16 protein-coding genes are annotated in these 17,170 nt (G+C 59.4%); 9 read left to right on the plus strand and 7 right to left on the minus strand.

Annotated features, from left to right (window positions below; translation table 11 throughout):
* Positions 1 to 132 precede the first annotated feature (132 nt).
* Both OLZ32_RS23230 and OLZ32_RS23235 read left to right on the plus strand, forming a co-directional pair.
* Positions 133 to 777 (plus strand): polysaccharide deacetylase family protein, encoded by a 645-nt coding sequence (locus OLZ32_RS23230; RefSeq protein WP_264422925.1) that lies wholly within the window; start codon positions 133 to 135, stop codon positions 775 to 777.
* A 27-nt stretch (positions 778 to 804) separates the two neighbouring features.
* Positions 805 to 1,773, plus strand: coding sequence for a VOC family protein (locus OLZ32_RS23235; RefSeq protein ID WP_264422927.1), 969 nt, complete (start codon positions 805 to 807; stop codon positions 1,771 to 1,773).
* Between the two features lie 54 nt (positions 1,774 to 1,827).
* Here OLZ32_RS23235 and OLZ32_RS23240 read toward each other — a convergent pair whose 3' ends face one another.
* A complete protein-coding gene (locus OLZ32_RS23240) occupies positions 1,828 to 3,201 on the minus strand; it encodes a DHA2 family efflux MFS transporter permease subunit (RefSeq protein ID WP_264422929.1) in 1,374 nt (457 codons plus the stop codon).
* Positions 3,202 to 3,315: 114 nt separating this feature from the next.
* Positions 3,316 to 4,512: a LysR family transcriptional regulator gene (locus OLZ32_RS23245; RefSeq protein WP_264422930.1), complete on the minus strand. Its 1,197-nt coding sequence runs from the start codon at positions 4,510 to 4,512 to the stop codon at positions 3,316 to 3,318.
* Between the two features lie 461 nt (positions 4,513 to 4,973).
* Here OLZ32_RS23245 and OLZ32_RS23250 point away from each other — a divergent pair, with 461 nt between their 5' ends.
* The 7 genes from OLZ32_RS23250 to OLZ32_RS23280 all read left to right on the plus strand — a co-directional run bounded on the left by OLZ32_RS23250 (position 4,974) and on the right by OLZ32_RS23280 (position 11,946).
* Entirely contained in the window at positions 4,974 to 6,077 is a 1,104-nt protein-coding gene (locus OLZ32_RS23250) for an ABC transporter substrate-binding protein (protein WP_264422932.1), read from the plus strand.
* Positions 6,078 to 6,182: 105 nt separating this feature from the next.
* Positions 6,183 to 7,187, plus strand: a complete 1,005-nt coding sequence (locus OLZ32_RS23255; protein WP_264422934.1) for an ABC transporter ATP-binding protein — start codon at positions 6,183 to 6,185, stop codon at positions 7,185 to 7,187.
* Complete coding sequence (locus OLZ32_RS23260) at positions 7,184 to 8,056, plus strand: ABC transporter permease (RefSeq protein ID WP_264422936.1); 873 nt, start codon at positions 7,184 to 7,186, stop codon at positions 8,054 to 8,056. Before OLZ32_RS23255 ends, OLZ32_RS23260 begins: the two co-directional genes overlap by 4 nt.
* Positions 8,053 to 8,859: an ABC transporter permease gene (locus tag OLZ32_RS23265; RefSeq protein WP_264422939.1), complete on the plus strand. Its 807-nt coding sequence runs from the start codon at positions 8,053 to 8,055 to the stop codon at positions 8,857 to 8,859. Before OLZ32_RS23260 ends, OLZ32_RS23265 begins: the two co-directional genes overlap by 4 nt.
* 141 nt (positions 8,860 to 9,000) lie before the next feature.
* Positions 9,001 to 9,987, plus strand: a complete 987-nt coding sequence (locus OLZ32_RS23270; protein WP_264422941.1) for a PhnD/SsuA/transferrin family substrate-binding protein — start codon at positions 9,001 to 9,003, stop codon at positions 9,985 to 9,987.
* A gap of 31 nt (positions 9,988 to 10,018) precedes the next feature.
* Positions 10,019 to 10,894 (plus strand): amidohydrolase family protein, encoded by an 876-nt coding sequence (locus tag OLZ32_RS23275; RefSeq protein WP_264422942.1) that lies wholly within the window; start codon positions 10,019 to 10,021, stop codon positions 10,892 to 10,894.
* A 20-nt stretch (positions 10,895 to 10,914) separates the two neighbouring features.
* Positions 10,915 to 11,946 carry an amidohydrolase family protein gene (locus tag OLZ32_RS23280; RefSeq protein ID WP_264422944.1) on the plus strand — a complete coding sequence of 344 codons (1,032 nt, stop codon included), beginning with the start codon at positions 10,915 to 10,917 and terminating at the stop codon, positions 11,944 to 11,946.
* 67 nt (positions 11,947 to 12,013) lie between these two features.
* On the opposite strand, the gene OLZ32_RS23285 is transcribed toward OLZ32_RS23280, so the two are convergent.
* The 5 genes from OLZ32_RS23285 to OLZ32_RS23305 form a co-directional block, all read right to left on the minus strand.
* Positions 12,014 to 13,348: an MmgE/PrpD family protein gene (locus OLZ32_RS23285; RefSeq protein ID WP_264422946.1), complete on the minus strand. Its 1,335-nt coding sequence runs from the start codon at positions 13,346 to 13,348 to the stop codon at positions 12,014 to 12,016.
* Positions 13,349 to 13,450: 102 nt separating this feature from the next.
* On the minus strand, positions 13,451 to 14,305 hold the full coding sequence (locus OLZ32_RS23290) for an HpcH/HpaI aldolase family protein (protein WP_264422948.1): 855 nt from the start codon (positions 14,303 to 14,305) through the stop codon (positions 13,451 to 13,453).
* 24 nt (positions 14,306 to 14,329) lie between these two features.
* A complete protein-coding gene (locus OLZ32_RS23295) occupies positions 14,330 to 15,343 on the minus strand; it encodes an amidohydrolase family protein (protein ID WP_264422950.1) in 1,014 nt (337 codons plus the stop codon).
* Positions 15,344 to 15,361: 18 nt separating this feature from the next.
* Positions 15,362 to 16,273 carry an ABC transporter substrate-binding protein gene (locus OLZ32_RS23300; protein WP_264422952.1) on the minus strand — a complete coding sequence of 304 codons (912 nt, stop codon included), beginning with the start codon at positions 16,271 to 16,273 and terminating at the stop codon, positions 15,362 to 15,364.
* A 15-nt stretch (positions 16,274 to 16,288) separates the two neighbouring features.
* Complete coding sequence (locus tag OLZ32_RS23305) at positions 16,289 to 17,140, minus strand: amidohydrolase family protein (RefSeq protein ID WP_264422955.1); 852 nt, start codon at positions 17,138 to 17,140, stop codon at positions 16,289 to 16,291.
* Between the last annotated feature and the right edge of the window lie 30 nt (positions 17,141 to 17,170).

Genomic DNA, 17,170 nt, shown 5'->3' on the forward strand with positions numbered 1-17,170 from the left:
GCGCAGGCAAATCTGCCGGCGCCGGTCTCCTTTTCTGATTTCAACATCTTAGGCTTATAATCTGCGCGTCTCCCAAGATGCGCCACAGCCCAACTCGTCAAAAATTTAGATGGTGATGCAGGAGGCTTAAACGTGGAAATAACGCTGACTTTCGACAACGGGCCGGATCTCGAAGAGACGCCCAAGGTATTGGATATCCTCAAAAAATACGACATCCTTGCGACATTTTTTCTGGTGTGCGGCAAACTCGAAGACCCCGTCATGCGGGATATGGCAAAGCGGACGAAGGATGCCGGCCACTGGATCGGTAACCACACCCTGAATCACAAGGCCCCCTTGGGAATGCTCCCGGATCCCGAGGCGCCTGCACGAGAGATCGGCCGCGCGCAGGAGCTTTTGGGGGACCTTGCGCATCCGATGAAATTCTTTCGCCCGAACGGAAAAGGCAAGGTTGGCCCCCATCTTCTCAGCAAGGCGGCGGTGGACCTGCTCGAAGACGGCAAATTCACCTGCATACTTTGGGATGTGATGCCCTATGATGGCACCGACCCGCCGGGATGGAACGACCGTGCGCTCGCCCGTTGCGTCCATCTTCCAAGGTCGACGGTTGTTGTCCATGATCGGGTGAACGGTGGCATGCCATATCTGGAAAGTTTCATTCAGCGCGTTACGAATATGGGAGGCTCTTTCAGACAGGATTTCAATCCCGAAGTCGTGGCTCTCAGCCAGGGCAAGCGTCTCGTGCCTTTCGAAACGATCGCCTCGAACACGGTTTAGTATAAAATTTTGGAAATGAGTGCTTCGATGATCCTGCCAACGACCAACTACAATCCTCAGTTCGACGTCACCCGCGCCAGCCATGTGGTTCTGACGGTAGCGGATATTTCGAAGAGCCTCGAGTTTTATCAGGAAGTTATCGGTCTCATCCTGACGGAGCGGGACGGGAAGACGGCGTATCTTCGCGGGCTTGAGGAAGACAGCCATCACAGCCTGACGCTCGAGCTTGCCGACTCAACTGGCCCACAATGCTCGCAACTCGGTTTTCGGGTGCGGGATGACGAGCATATCGAGCGGGCTGCTCATTTCTTCGAAAATGCAGGGCTTGCGCTAAGTTGGGTGGAAGTGCCGCATCAACGCAGGACCTTGCGTGTCCGTGATCCGCAAGGCGTGCCGCTCGAGTTCTGCTCGGGAATGACCGTTCAGCTCCGGCTGCACAGTCGTGTGGACCGCCATCGCGGCGGTTGTGCCCTTCGCTTCGACCACACACAGGTCGCCGTTCCGGATGTTCGCGTAGCCGCGGAATTCTATGCGTCTTTCGGCTTCATGATCTCCGACTTTTCCTACACCCCGAAAGGTGACATGACGAGCGCGTTCATGCACCGGAAAGACAATCCTCACGACATCGTCTTCGGTTCGCGCAGAGGGCCGAGGCTGCATCATCTCGCATATGTTGCGGAGGCGCAGAACCTGTTCAGAGCAGGTGACGTGGCGGCTAGCCTCGGTATGGCTCGCAGGGTGGAATTCGGACCCAGTCGCCACGGCCAGGATCACGCGCCTTTCATATATTTCAGAGATCCTGACGGTCATCGGGTAGAGCTTCTCGGCCATCCTATCCAGATCATGCACTTCGAGAGTGAGCCGATTGGACGCGATGTCACGGATCGCGCGCAATTTGCGCCATGGGGACAGCTTGCACCGCAGGAATGGCTGGCGGAGGCAAGCACGTTTCCCGGCGAAGAGGTATCGGAGCCCGTTGTGCCGAGGACTTGGTGATCAGCAGAAATCAAGATGGAAGGGTGACAGGCTCTGGTAAAGAAATGGGAATCTTTATATTTTTCGTCCGGCCAACTCGTCACCGACGCCGTTCGGTAGTCGCAGGAATGAGAAACAGGACGACGCCGCGATCAGTCCGACCGCCGCGAAGGTGATTTCAAAGGCCCTGTTGGTGAGAACGCCGGTGTCTCCGGAAAAATACTGGAGCAACAAGGCGGCGACGGCGACGCCCAAGCTTTGCGCAATTCGCTGCGCCATCTGCGCCAAGGAGTTTGCATGGCTCATCTGCGCCTCGGTGGTCTGCGCGAAGGCAAGCGTGTTGAGCGCTGTGAATTGCAGCGCTCGAAAGAAGCCGCCCAGCATGATGATCATGATCATTAGGGATGGTGCGGAATCCGGAGTGAAAGTCGCGCACAGCGCCATAGAACCGCTGGCAATCAGGGCGTTGTAGAGCAGAACCTTGCGAAAGCCGAAGCGGTGCAGGATGCGCTTGGCGATAGTGCGCATGCCGAAAGCGCCGAAGGCGGAGACGAAGGTGATCGCTCCCGATTGCAGCGGTGTATAGTGGAAGACTTGCTGCATCAGGAGTGGAAGCATGAATGGCAGCGCGCCCATGGAAATCCTGAAAAGCGAACCTCCTGAGAGGCTTGCCCGGAACGTCGGATAGCGGAAGAGCGTCAGATCGAGGATCGCATTCGTGTTGCGACGCGCATGTCCTATGTAGAGGCCGAGAAGGACCAGGCCGGTGGCCACCAGCGCGATCGACGCCGCTCCGAAATCCCTGGCAGCGGATGCGAGGCCGAGTATCGTCGCGCCGATGCCGGCGCCCGACAGGATGAAGCCGAGAAAGTCGAAGGATGCGCGGTGCTGCGTCGGGATCTTGTCGACGAGCAGGAGGGTCAGCGTGATCGCCGCCGCGCCGATCGGCAGGTTGATCCAGAAAATCCAATGCCATGAGGCGATGCTTGTAATGAAACCGCCGAGCAGGGGACCGATGGTCGGGCCGACGACAGCGGGCATGCTCATCATCACCATTGCCGGTACCAGCTCTTCGCGCTTCACCGATCGCACGAGGATCAGGCGGGCGGTCGGCACCATCATCGCTCCCGCCATGCCCTGCAATGCCCTTGCCGCAATCAAGATGTCGACGGTCGGCGAAAGCGCGCAAAGAAGCGATGCCAGGGTAAAGGTCACGATGGCCCAGCAGAACACGCGCCTCCCGCCGAACCGATCCGCGGTCCATCCGCTGACCGGCAAAAAGACGCCGGCGGAGAGGAGATAGATCGTAATGATGGCGTGCAGCGTGAGGACGGACTCCTTAAAATCGGCTGCGATGGAGGGAAGGGCAGTGGCGACCGCAGTTGAATCGATCTGCTGCATGATGAGTGCCAGAGCCAGGATCAGCGGCACGGTTCTTCGGAATTCCAAGATCTTCTACTCTTCGCTTATTTCATGATGGGTATGCGGACCGGAGGCCGGATATTGCTATCGATCGCCCATGGGAAAGCGCCTTGCGCGGCGGATTTGATCGACCGGGCCGTTTCATGATCTGGCAAGGTGTGTACGCAGCAATTCCAGGAATTCAAGATGGATCGGCGTCGGTATCCAGTTTGCCCTTGTGGTGATGCCTTTTACGGAGGGCCGCTGCGAACGCAGCGGGAATATAGAGAAACGGTCCCGCCGGTCGTCATTGTCGATTTCTTGCCGGCTGAGGATACTGATGCGGTCGCTGGTCGATAGAAGGCTTCGGATCACGGCGGGCGAACTCGTCTCGATGGCGTAGGATGTTCTCGGCCCTACATCGAAAAATTCCTCGAGGATGCGCCGGCGCGCTGTTCCTGGTGCGGGCATGATCCATTCGTATTTCATGAAGTCGCGAAAGGTGGGATTTGCGATATCCTTCAGGGGATGCCCGCGGCGGGTAATCACGCAGAACGTATCACCGCATAACGGTTCCTCGACAACATCATTGGCCCAATCCGGCCTCCGCAGAAGCCCGAAATTCATGTCGACCTGCCCTAGTCTCAGACAGTTCAGCATCGCGAGATAGTTGCCTTCCTTTATTCTGATCTGGATATTCGGATGCCGCCGCGTCAGGTCGCCGACGGCCGAAGAAAACGCCGAGGTTGCGGACATAGGTAGTACGCCGATGCTCAGCCGGGCTGCAGCACGGCCCTTGGCGATATCGACTTCCTCCAGCGCACACTCGATCTCACGGATTGCCAGGCCGACCTTGCGGGTCAGTTCGGCTCCGGCCGGCGTGTTGACGATTCCGTCCGCGGAAGCCTGAAAAAGGCGGCAGTTCAGGATATGCTCCAGTTCGCGCGCCGAGCGATAGAGTGCGGTTTCCGAAATTCCCATGGCGCTCGCCGATTGTGCGGCAGTCGTCGCATCCGCAGTCGCGACAAGCGACCGTATCTGGGTACTGGTCACAAGCCCGATCGGCGTATGACCTTGATCGTTTTCGGGGGCGCTCGGATAGAGCGACGAAAAGCCATCCTCTATCATAGAGAAAAATCGATCGACGCGACGCAGCAGGATCTTGCCGAATTCGGTCGGATAAGATCCGGTCGGGCGCCGGTCGAAAACCGGAGCGCCGATCTGATATTCGAGCTTGGCGATCGCCTGCGTCACCGCCGGCTGTGAAATATTGATGCTTGCTGAAGCCTGGCCGACGCTTCCCAGGCGTGCAACAGCCTGAAATGCCTTCAGGTGCCGAAGGTTAGGTAAGGCGATCATGTTTCCTCCTGGCACGGCGCCCGTTCAGCGCCCGTCCGCTTCAGCTGACGACCTGTCTTTTTCAGGTAAGGTAAGGTACGGCATGCAATCAATGGGTGCATCATCGCGGCCGTCCGGATTTCCTCCCACAAAAAGACTACCGTGAGTCAGATTGTCCAACAATATGACCCGCCGACCCGGACTTTGGCTGCCAGCGCTTTTCCCCGAGACTGGGGATATGCTTCCTTTGATTGCGAAGCCATCTTTGCGGTGGGTCATCTCTTTGGAATTTAAGAGTTTTTCCGGTCTGCCTATCTCTTGTCCCGGTTTTGAAACGTCGTCGGCCTGATGAAGTATACGCAAAAGGTGCGCCCTCCCTTTCGGCAAATCTTATGGCTAAGCATCCCTTTTCAATGCGCAGAACCTCCTCTGCGTCACCAATGATGGGGCACGCAACACATTCAAATCTGGGAGGAGATGCAATGGGTGAGGATTTGCGTAATTTTCGGGCATGTTCGAATTTCACGCGCCGCTCGGCACTTGGGGGCATGGCAGGTGCCGGAGCCTATCTTGCGACCGGTGGGCTACCCGGATCGCGTGTATCGACGGCCGTTGCGGCAGATGTCGAATCCGAACTCGTATTCGCCGGACCGGGTGGCGCTTCGCAGGAAGTCATCGAGAAGCTGCTGATCCCTGATTTCCAGAAGATGTATGGGGACATCAAGGTAACGCTGATCACCGGCCAGCCGGCCGACAATGTCGCAAAGCTTCGGACCCAGGCAGCTCGCCCGACGATCGACGCCATCTGGCTCGCTGGCGGCACGACCTATCAGGCGATCGACGCCGGCCTCGTCGCTCCGCTGGACAAGTCGCTTGTTCCGAATCTGGCGCAAGTTCCGGCCAATGCGGGGCAGGAACCCGCGGCAGCCCCGATCGGCATTGCTGTCGTGCAGCTCATGTACAGCATTCCGGTGTTCAAGCAGAACAACTGGATGCCGCCAAGTTCGTGGCTGGATCTCTGGGACCCGCGTTTTAAGGGACATGTCGGGCTACCATCTATCAATATCTCCAGCGCGGCCGGTTTCCTGGCCCTGCTCGCCAAGCAGCTTGGCGGCGATGAGAAGAATGTCGATGCCGCCTTTGCCAAACTGAAGGAACTGCGGCCGCAAATGCTGAATTTCTATTCCTCGCTGGGCAATATGGAGACGGCGCTTCAACAGGGCGATCTCTGGGTCGGCAATCTGACTGCGCATCGCGGCTTCCAGCTAAAAACCGCCGCAACACCGATCGGGATGTCGCAGCCCAAGGAAGGCGGCATCGGCTACCAGACCTGGGTCAGCGTGGTTAAAGGCGCACCGCATCCGAAGGCAGCTCATGCCTGGGTCAACTATCTCTTGTCCCAGCGGGGCCAGGAGAAGGTTCGCGAAGGGTTCGGTTACACGCCCGTGGTTTCATCCGTCAAAATTCCCGACGCAGACCGCATCTATTTCCCGGACCTGAAGAGCGTCTTCATTCCAGACTGGCGTTATATCGCGGCGAACCTGCCGAAATATGTCGAACGCTGGAACCGCGAAGTCGAGCGGTAGGCCTGTCGCTGAACGGCCATTCCAGATCAGTGAAAAACAGCGGGTACATCGGAAATGCAATCCTTTCTGTCGCTCGAGAACGTAGGCGTGTCCTACGGAGCGTTCGTGGCTATCCATTCCCTCGATCTGGACCTTGGAGCCGGGGAGTTCTTTTGTCTCCTCGGCCCCTCCGGGTCAGGCAAGACGACCGCTCTCGGCGCGATCGCGGGATTTACGGAAGTAACCAGCGGCAATGTGAATCTCGCCGGCCGGGACATCACCAATGTCCCGCCCCAGAGACGGGAAATGGGCGTGGTCTTCCAAAGTTATGCGCTTTTTCCGCACATGACGGCGGAGGAGAACATCGGATACGGACTGAAAATCCGCGGCGAAAAGAAGGAAGGCATCCAGAAACGTACTACGGAACTGCTTGCACTCGTCCATCTCGAGGGCAAGGGCGGGCGTTATCCAAGGCAGATGTCGGGCGGGGAACAGCAGCGCGTAGCGATCGCCCGCGCTCTGGCGATCGAACCTCAGCTGATGCTGCTGGACGAACCGCTGTCGAACCTCGATGCGCGTCTTCGCGAGGAAATGCGTACCGAACTCAAACGCATCCAGCGGGCGACCGGCGTCACCACATTGCTCGTCACCCATGACCAGGAAGAAGCATTCGGCATAGCCGATCGCATCGCCATCATGAACAAGGGGCGCCTCGAACAGGTCGGGACACCCTCCGAAATATACTGGTCTCCGCAAACCCAGTTCGTGGCGCGGTTCATCGGTCAGGCGAATGTGCTCGCCGGGACCGACTGTCGGGCACGGAATATTTTCCAGGTGGGCGCTCAGGAGTTCCAATGCAACAAGTCCGAGGCAGGCGAGGCGCCCGGCGTGCTCTTTCTGCGCCCGGAAGAGATTCGTATCGGCGGCGAAAGCCAGGCCAATACGCTTCCAGGCATCGTAGAAAGCATCGCGGCACTCGGAAGCACGCTCAATGTGCGCGTCGAAACGCCGGTGGGTCCGCTGCTCATCTATCGCCTGAATGACGTCAATCAAGTTCTCCGTCCCGCTGACCAGGTGAATGTCTCCTGGAGCGCGGATGCGGGCCGGATCATGAAGGGGGATCAGCCATGACCGCTGCCTCCCCGACATCGCCGGCAAAGCGGCTTCGCCGCCAGATGACGATCTTCCTTCTGCTGCTGCCGGTCCTCGCCATCACGGTTATCTTTTTCGTCGTCCCCATGGCAGCCATTCTTGTGAGCAACCTTCAGGAAGACGCATCGGGCGCGATCCATTACACGCTCGGCAACTATGTCAGCGTGGTAACCGACGATTTCTATTGGGAAATCATGCTGCGCACGATCCGTTTGAGCGCGCTCGCCACGATCGTTGCGCTTTTGCTCGCCTATCCTGCGGCGCTCTACGTCTATTTCTCGCGCAGCATCTGGCGCCGGCTCATGCTGCTGATCGTCGTGTCGCCGCTCTTCATCAGTGTCATCGTCAGGACCTACGGCTGGATGGTGGTGTTCAGCCCGAACGGCCTGATCGATGCGATGTTGCCGGCCAAATACGCGCTGCGTCTCCTGAACACGCAGACCGCCATCATTCTGGGCCTCGTTCATATCTATCTGCCGTTCATGGTCTTGTCGCTGAATGCTTCGCTTCTCAAGCTTGATCAGAAGCTTTTGTCGGCGGCGGCGAGCCTCGGGGCATCCAGTTGGCGCAGTTTTCGTGATGTTATCCTGCCGCTCAGCCTGCCCGGCGTGCAGTCCGGCTGCGTCATCGTCTTCGCCAGCGCCATGACGGCGTTTGCGACGCCGATGCTGCTCGGCGGTTCCGCCAACAAGACCATGGCCTACATGATCTACCAGCAAAATATCCTGCTCGCGAACTGGAACATGGGCGGCGCGGTCGCCTTCGTGCTGCTCGCCATGACGCTCGCCTTCGTCTTCTTCATGGGAAGGCTCCTGGAGCGTCGCGACCTCAAGGAGGCGCTCCGATGAACGGTTCCAACGGCATCTGGCATCTGGCGCGTCGCCTCTTTGCCGTCGTCTTCTGCAGTTTCATGCTGCTGCCACTTGTCGTCATCATGGTGGTCTCGTTCACCAACGAAGGATATGTGCGGTTCCCGCCGGCCTCCTTTGGCCTTCGATGGTATTACGCGGCGCTGCAGAATCCTTACTTTCAGTCGGGCCTCGTCGTCAGCGTCCAGATCGCACTTCTGGTGGCGCTCATCTCCGGGACGCTGGGCGTCCTCGCGTCCCTCGTGCTGGGGCGCTACGAATTTCCGGGCCGTAGCGGCATCCTGTCGGTCCTACTGATGCCAATGGCCATTCCGCATATCGTGCTTGCCATCGCGCTGCTGCAGTTCATGGCCTTGCTGGCGCTTTCGAGCGCGCCGCTCGGCATTATCGCCGGGCATATCCTGATCAGTCTGCCATTCGTGCTGCGTCTAACGATGACGAGTGTCATCTCGCTCGACCCCTTGGCGGAGAGAGCAAGTTACAGCCTGGGCGCTTCACCGTTCCAGACCCTGCGACACGTCATCCTTCCGATGATTGCGCCGGGGGCTGCGGCAGGAACGATCTTCGCATTCCTGATCTCGTTCGACGAGGTGACGATCTCGCTGTTCCTGGCGCTGCCCGGCCATTCGACGCTTCCGGCGGAAATATTCAGCTTCGCCTCGCAGGGATCGGATCCTGTCATCACGGCGGTGAGCGGCGCAATGATCATTTTCGCCGTCGTTCTCATGCTAATCGTCGAGCGCTTCTACGGCGTGCTGCGCCTGATGACCGAGCGGCGATAGGACAACCGAATGTCTTATGCCTTCGCCGAGGCTTTGGATGACCGCGGCGAAAATCGATCCGGCTATAGCTGGACCACCGGGCCAATCGCTTGAAGCGTGGCCGACCGGCCGCCGGACAATTATTAAAATGGAGGAGTACCCATGTCCGAACCACTTCACCTCACCATCGCGCTCAGAACCCACGGCCACACGGCCGCGCTGAAGGACGGCCGCGTCAAGATGGACGGCGTCGTCTTCGACTTCATCGAAGTGGAGCCGCAGATCGCCGCCTTCCGCCGCATGGTGCGCGATGTCGAGTTCGACGTCTGCGAACTGGCGCCGACTACCTATTTCATCGCTAAGGCGTATGGGGCGCCATACACGGCGTTGCCGATCTTCTTCGAGCGTCGCTTCCATCATGCCGGTCTTGTCGTTCGGCCGGATGCGGGGATCGAAAACGCCAAGGATCTGGAAGGCAAGAAGGTCGGTGTCCGCGCCTATTCGGTTACCACCGGTGTGTGGACACGTGGCATCCTGGTCAACGAGTTTGGCGTCGATTCCTCCAAGGTCACCTGGGTTGTCGATGATGAGGAACACGTGCCGCAGCTCAAGCTGCCGCCGAACGTCATTCACGTCGAAAAGGGCGACTCGCTTATCGACATGATGGCCGAAGGCCGCATCCAAGCCGGGTTCCTTGCCAATGCCGGCATCGGGCGCAAGGGCGCGCCGAAGGAAGGCTGGGCCGCCCAAACCGTTCCCTCGACCGACAACTATCGGGAGCTCTTCCCGAATGCCGACCAACTCGGTGCCGAATGGTATCGCCGCACCGGCATCTATCCGATGCACAGCACGCTGGTGATCAAGGATTCGATCCTGGCTGCCCATCCCGAGGTTGCGAAGAAGATCTACAAGGCTTTCGTCGAAGCCAAGGAAATCTACCTGAAACAGCTCCATTCGGGCGAGGCAACCAGCAAGGTCGACAAGCGGATGCTGAAGCAGACCGAAATCGTCGGTCCGGATCCGCTGCCCTATGGCATCGCAGTCAACCGCTCGGCGATCGATGCGCTCCGGCTCTATGCAGTCCAGCAGGGCCTGATGCCGCGCGAACTGCAGGTCGAAGACCTCTTCATTGATGCAGACAAGTTCTGATCCGACACATTCGACAAAGGCAGATGATCCGATGACCGAGATTTACGACATCCACCCGCATATCGTTTCCGGCGATACCACCCGCTACCCCGTCGTGCCGCTGATGGGAAAGCGTTCCGACTGGTCGCATGAGCGTTCCACCGACCTCGACCAGCTTCTCGCCGGTATGAAGCAGACAGGCGTCGCCAAGGCGGCGATCGTTCATTCTTCGACCACCTACGGTTTCGACAACAGCTATGTCGCCGATGCCGTGGCGCTCTATCCGGATCGCTTTACCGGCGTCTTCTCCAGCGACGTTCTGGCGGATGATGCAGTCGAAAAGCTCGTCTACTGGAAGGATCGCGGTCTGACCGGGCTTCGCATCTTCTCGAAGGGAAGCACGATCGACAGGCAGTGGCTGTCCCTCGACGATCCGCGGCTCTATCCGGTCTATGAAAAGTGCCAGGAACTGGCGCTTTCCGTCTGCGTCAACATCCATGCCAATGAAGAGGAGCTGAAGCAGGTCCATGCGGTCCTGAAGCGGTTCCCGGCCGTCAATCTCCTGCTCGACCATCTGGGCCGGGTGAAGGTTTCCGATGGCGCGCCTTATGCGAAGGCAGAGCCGCTCTTCGATCTGGCCGCCTATCCCAATATGTTTCTCAAGCTGACGCCGCGCCTGCTCGAAGACATCAATGCTCCGGACAGCAAGGCCACCGCGGAAACCTTCCTGCCGAAGCTCGTGCAGGAATTTGGTTCTGACAAGATCGCCTTCGGCTCGAACTATCCGTCTTCCGAAGGCACCTATGTCAAGCTGGTGGAAACGGTGACGAAGGCCGTGTCGGTTCTCGGCGCAAAGGATCAGGCAAACATCCTCTCCGGCACAGCGAAAGGGCTTTATCCAGCCCTTGCCGTGGCCGTTCCGGCTTGAACCAAGGAAGGAGATACAGAATGATCATCGATATCCACGGCCACTACACCACTGCTCCCGAGGCGCTTGGATTGTTCCGGCAAGAGCAGATCGCCGGCCTCAAGGACCCGAGCAAGACGCCATCGCGGGACTCGCTGAATATCAGCGACGACCAAATCCATGAGACGCTCTACAACAACCAGGTCAAGCTGCAGCACGAACGCGGGACGGACGTGACGCATCTTTCGCCCGGCGCCGGCAAGATGTCGCATCACATCGGCAATGCGAATACAAGCCAGCTCTGGGCGGAGGTCTGCAACGATCTCATCTACCGGGCGACGCAGATCTTCCCGACAAGCTTTGTCGGCGTCTGCCAACTGCCGCAATCGCCCGGCGTGCCGGTCGCCAATTGCATTCCTGAAGTGGAGCGCTGCGTCACCGAACTGGGCTTCGTCGGCTGCAACCTCAATCCGGATCCATCGGGTGGCTACTGGACTGACCCGCCGCTGACGGACCGTTACTGGTATCCGCTTTATGAGAAAATGGTGGAACTCGACGTGCCTGCCATGGTTCACGTCGCCGCGTCCTGTAATCCCGCCTTCCACGGTACAGGCGCGCATTATCTCTGCGGCGACACCACCGCCTTCATGCAGATGCTTCTGTCGGACCTGTTCAAGGATTTCCCGACGCTGAAATTCGTCATCCCGCATGGCGGCGGGGCGGTGCCCTTCCATTGGGGTCGTTATCGGGGTCTGGCGCAGGATTTGAAGCGCCCGCCGCTGGACGAACTGTTGCTGAACAACGTGTTCTTCGATACCTGCGTCTATCACCATCCAGGCATCGATCTGATGGCCAAGGTCATTCCGGTCAACAACGTGCTGTTCGCCTCGGAAATGATCGGCGCTGTCCGCGGTATCGACCCCACGACCGGCCACCGGTTCGACGACACCAAACGCTATATCGATGCGGTGGAATCCTTCACGGATGAGGATCGCTACAAGATCTTCGAGGGCAATGCGCGGCGGGTCTACGGACGGCTGGATGCAGCGCTGGAGCGCATGCCGAAGCACTGAGTTATCCAACGAGGCAAGCAAACGAAAGCCTCGGATGTCATGATATCCGGGGCTTTCTGTTGCCGGCTCAGGCCCGCTGAAGCAGCGGGCGAAGCTTTCTGACATCGTCCAATTGGTCGATCTGCAGTAGCATTTCGATCAGGCGTTCAGTTTGAGCCTCGCCGAGCACCGGCGCCATCAATCCGCGCGCCTTTGCGACGACCTCGTCTGTGTCCATGGGGTTCTCGGGTTGGCCGCGCACCGTTTGCGGGTTTTTCACGAACACCCGGCCGTCCTTGAGCGTCAGCGTTATGATCGCGTGCTCCCGGCGATGCGCGCCGGGCCGTGCCTCAATGCGAACCCGGCTGCGCAGGGCCAGTATCGCTGGATTCTGCGTGCGGGAGGTTTCATGGACGGACTCGAAGGTGACGCCGCCATCGATGATGAACAGCGACAGGAGATGCGAGAGATTGAGGTTCGGCACCTTGCTGTTGACGATCAGCACGCGTCGCTCCGGCAGGGTGACATGAATATCGGCAACATCCTCCGCACTGAAACGTTGCTGCTTCACCAGATCCTCGATGGAGTCGAGCGCCGCCTGGCAGGGTGAGCCGACGCACCATTTCTTGATCGCCGTGCGAAGTACCTCGAAGCGCTCGCCAAGCATCTCGGTGGCGAGTTCGGGCCTGGCCGTTTCGACATAACCGGCGAACAGTCCGGGCGTGCCCTCCAGGGGTTCCGTCGAGGTGGGGATACCGGTCCGGCCGAGCAGGGCGGCTTTCACGCCGTTATGGGCAGGAAGCCCCCCGAAGACGAACCCCTTTTCGATATGGGCGGGATCACGCACCCAGCACGTGCTGCCGGATGCCAGATGGGTCGCAAAGGTCAATGTCCGCGCACATCCGGCGGCATCCAGCCCGAGCAGCGAGGCAGAGGCTGCCGCTGCACCAAAAATGCCACCGAAGGAGCAGTGGTGGTATTTCACCATGAAATCGCCGCCGCCGATTGCTGCGGCTACTCGCGTACCGACGTCATATCCGGTGACGATGGCGCTCAGGAAATCCTCGCCCGACGCCCCTGTTTTTTCGCCGATCGCGAGTGCTGCCGGAACCACGGAGCAGCCGGGATGGGTGACGGAAGCTCCGTGAGAATCATCGGATTCATCTGCATGCGCGAACATGCCGTTCGCCAGGGCGGCACTTTCCGCCGAGGCGAGAATATCGGTACCGGCCACCGTCGCGTCCTCACGTCCCGACAGTTCGCGGACAAAGGCGATGGCGCCCGGCCTTGCTTCCAGCATGCTGCCGGAGACGATCGCTGCGACCGTATCGATCAGATGATGGACGGCGGATTCGCGCACCTCTTTCGGCAGCTCGCGCGCGCCGGTTGATGCCATATATTGCGCCAACTGCTGCGTGATCATCACTCTCTCCAACTATTGCCAGACGCCACGAGGCAAGCACTGCCTCACGAAAATGCGTCGGCCGAGACTTCGGCCGACGCATTTTCTCTTCAGAGTATCCGGTCACTCCCGACCGGCGAACTTGCGGCCGTTTTCGAGCGCCGAGAAGGAACGTGTGGGGGCTGCCAACAGAAGGTCGAAACCTTCGCCGATGACGCGCTCGACATTCTTTGAGCCGACATGCGGATGGCCGACCGGAACGCCGCGGGCCTTGCAGATCCTGACGACCTCGGCCATGTGCCGCACCACTTCAGGATGTTCGTATTCGCGTGGATAACCGAGTTCCTGGCTGAGGTCGCCCTCGCCAATCAGCACAGCCCCGATGCCCGGCACTTTCGTCAGCATCTCGTCGAGGTTTTCGATCGCGAGAGTGTCCTCGATCATCAGGATGACGAGAATTTCGCCTTCCGGCGCCAGCGGCCAGACATCGGCTTTCTTGTAATATTCCGTCTGGGAAAGACCCCAGAAACGGGCCGCGGTACCGGGGCTGTCGCCACGGATGCCGACTGGCTCATAATGTTCAGCGGATTTCAGACGCGGGTAACGGCAGGCGGCGACGGCATTGTAGGCCTGTTCCGCCGTGCTGACATGTGGCCAGACGACACCGAAGACACCGACATCGAGCGCCTGCTTGGCGAGCCACTGGTTCATTTCGCCACCATTCGCCGGAATGCGGCAGATCGGCGTGACGGATGGGCCGGGATCGGTCGAGGTGCGGATCTGCTTGCGGCTGAGCATATATTGCATCGTGTCGCGCAGCTCGGCAGGATTCCACGGCCGATGCTCCATTTCGTAGATGACGCCGTCATAGGGCGCTCCCGTTACCCAGAGTGCCGATTCCATGCTGGCCGGTGCGAAGGTTCCGAATGCCTTCTGCCCGTTCTCGAATGCCTTGATGATGCCGTTCAATCTCGACATGAATGAATTCCTCCCTTTTTCAATTCAATGGGAAAGCGCCTGGTTGAGACGTGGGAAGACCTTGCGGGCGTTGCCTTCGAAGATCTTGTAACGGTCCTCGTCCGACAGGTGCGTCAGCCGGTCCACGTAGCGCTTGGTGTCATCGAAATAATGGCCGGTATCCGGGTCCACGCAGCGCACCGCGCCGATCATTTCCGATGCGAAGATGATGTTGTCGACCGGGATGACATCCGCCATCAGCGCCACGCCGGGATAGTGGTAGACGCAGGTGTCGAAAAAGACGTTGTCGCGGATCATTTCGGTCAGCGGTGGGCGTTTCAGGTCATAGGCCAGACCGCGATAGCGCCCCCAATGGAAGGGCACGGCGCCGCCGCCATGCGGGATGATGAAGCGCAGCTTCGGAAAATCCTTGAAGATGTCCGAGGTCAGAAGCTGCATGAAAGCGATCGTGTCGCCGGCCAGATAATGCGCGCCGGTATGGTGGATGGCCGGCGTGCAGGTGGAGCTGACATGGACCATGGCCGGGACGTCCAACTCGACCATCTTCTCATAGAGCGGATAGAATGATCGGTCGGTCAGGGCGGGTCCCTGCCAGTGACCTCCGGATGGATCGGGATTGAGGTTGCAGCCGACAAAACCGAGTTCGGTGACGCAGCGCTCAAGCTCTCGAACGGATCCCTCCAGCGAAGAGCCCGGCGACTGCGGAAGCTGGCAGACTCCGACGAAGCTTTCTGGAAACAGACGGCAGACCTGGTGGATCAGATTGTTGGAAAGCCGGCTCCAGCGCTGGCTCATCGCCTCGTCGCCCTCATGGTGGCCCATGAGGCCGGCGATCGGGGAGAAGATCGTGACGTCGGTGCCGCGTTCTCTCTGCAGCTTGAGTTGCGCCTCGACGAGGGTCTCCCGGACTTCGTCGTCCGAAAAAAACGGCTCGTCAGGTTCCTTGCCGCCGCTCTTGAAAGCTGCAATCTGCGCCTTGCGGAAATCCCGGAGCTTTACCGGCGCGGTCGTATAGTGACCGTGGCAATCGATGATCACGTTCTTCTCCCTTCGTCGTCACGCACCAAGCGCACGCGTCGTGTCGTCGAACAGCTCGTCGACCGACAGCCTGCGTTCGATGATCTTCTGCTGCAGGGCGTATTCGATGATCGCTTCGAGCGACGTCCGCATGGCTTCGACGCCGAACGGGCGCATCTGCAGGCCGTTCGACGGTTTCGTATCGAGATCGCGGCTTTCGAGCAGCATGCGGTAGATTTCTCTGACGACGTCGGGGCGCTGCTGAGAAAGCTCGGGTCGGGCGACGACCATGTGGTTCATCGGGATGATGCCGGTCTTTTCGTGCCAGTCGAGCGCGTCCTTCTTCGGATCGGCAATGACTGTCTTGATACGCGGGTCGTCCGGCATGTCGCTGCCGATCATCGCCGCATCCAGTTCACCGGCAAAAAGCATCTCCTTCAGCTTTTTCCCCTTGGGAGCCAGATGGACGTTCGAGGGCTCCTTGTATTCTGCAAGATGGGCATCCTCGAACACGACCCATTCGACGCTTGCCGGATCGACACCGTATTCGTTCTGCAGGATGCCGCGGATCCACGCGCCGGTCGTCTGGGTATAGGACCGCACACCGATGCGCTTGCCGTCGAGGTCGGAAGGCTTCAGTGTTCCGTGCTCGCTGTTGTAGGCGACGCACTGATGCTGGAAGCGCCCGCCGATGACGGCGGGTATGAGCACCAGCGGCTTCCCGTAGAACTTGGCCTGTAGGAAGGTGACGATCGCCAGTTCGCCCCAGTCGTACTTGCCGTCCCGTACCATCGGCTTGAAGCCGTTGTGGATGAGTTCGGGCGCGTCGAAATTGAAGCTGACGAGATCGCTCTTGATTACGCCCGATGTCAGCGATTTTGTGCTGGCGTTCTTGTCGGCCAGAAGCGTGTGCAGCGTGACCGGGCCGGAAGTGGGATAGGAATGGGTCATGGTCGGCTCCTGCTGTCAGGCGAGTTTCGGATAGAGGGATTCAGCCGTGCCGCCGAGGATCCAGTCCTGATCGGCCAGCGACAGCGACTTCAGGTTTTCCTTGGCGCGATCGACGATCTGTTTCAGCGTGCCCGAGGAGGCCGGGTAGTTCGAACCGAAGGCGATCCGGTTTGCGCCGAATTCGGCAACCAGTTTAGGGAAGAAGGTTTCCGGCGAGGCCTTGCCTGAATTGGCGAGGTCGAAGGACCGCGGGGTGACCTTCAGATAGATGTTCTTGTAAGCGGCCAACTCGAAGAGCGGCGTCGCATTGGTATAGGGAGGACCGTCTGTCGTATCCATGCGGGCCAGATGATCGATGACGATGCGCGTCTGTGGGAAACGATCTGCCATCTCGGTGACGATCGGAAACGCAGGCGCGCGCGCCTGGACGCAGATCGAGATGCCGTTCTTGCCGGCATATTTCCAGACCGGGAACGTGCACGGATCGTTGAGCCAGCTGAAGTCGAATTCGAGCTTGCTGCCGCCGGTATAGAGGCGCAGGCCTGCAATGCCCCGATCGATCCATCCCTTCATCGTGTCGACCGCATCGGGCTGAAGAACGTCAATTGTGCCGACACCGGTGAACCGATCCGGATACTGTTCGATGGCGTGGGCAACGTAGCTGTTGTTGTAGCCGTAGCAGGTCGCCGACTGGACGAGCGCCGAGCTTGCGATGCCGGCTTCGTCCATCGCCGCGACCATGTCTTCGGCAGTCACCTGATGCTCCTTGGACCAGTCCGACTGCGTGCCGCCGAGCGGAGAACGCGGAAACCGCATGTCGTCCGTCGAAATGACATGGGGATGAATATCGTGAATTTTATGGGACATGTCCGTGCCTCCCGTAGTCCTGTTGAATTT

Source organism: Rhizobium acaciae (genome assembly GCF_025941625.1).
GTDB lineage: Bacteria > Pseudomonadota > Alphaproteobacteria > Rhizobiales > Rhizobiaceae > Rhizobium > Rhizobium acaciae.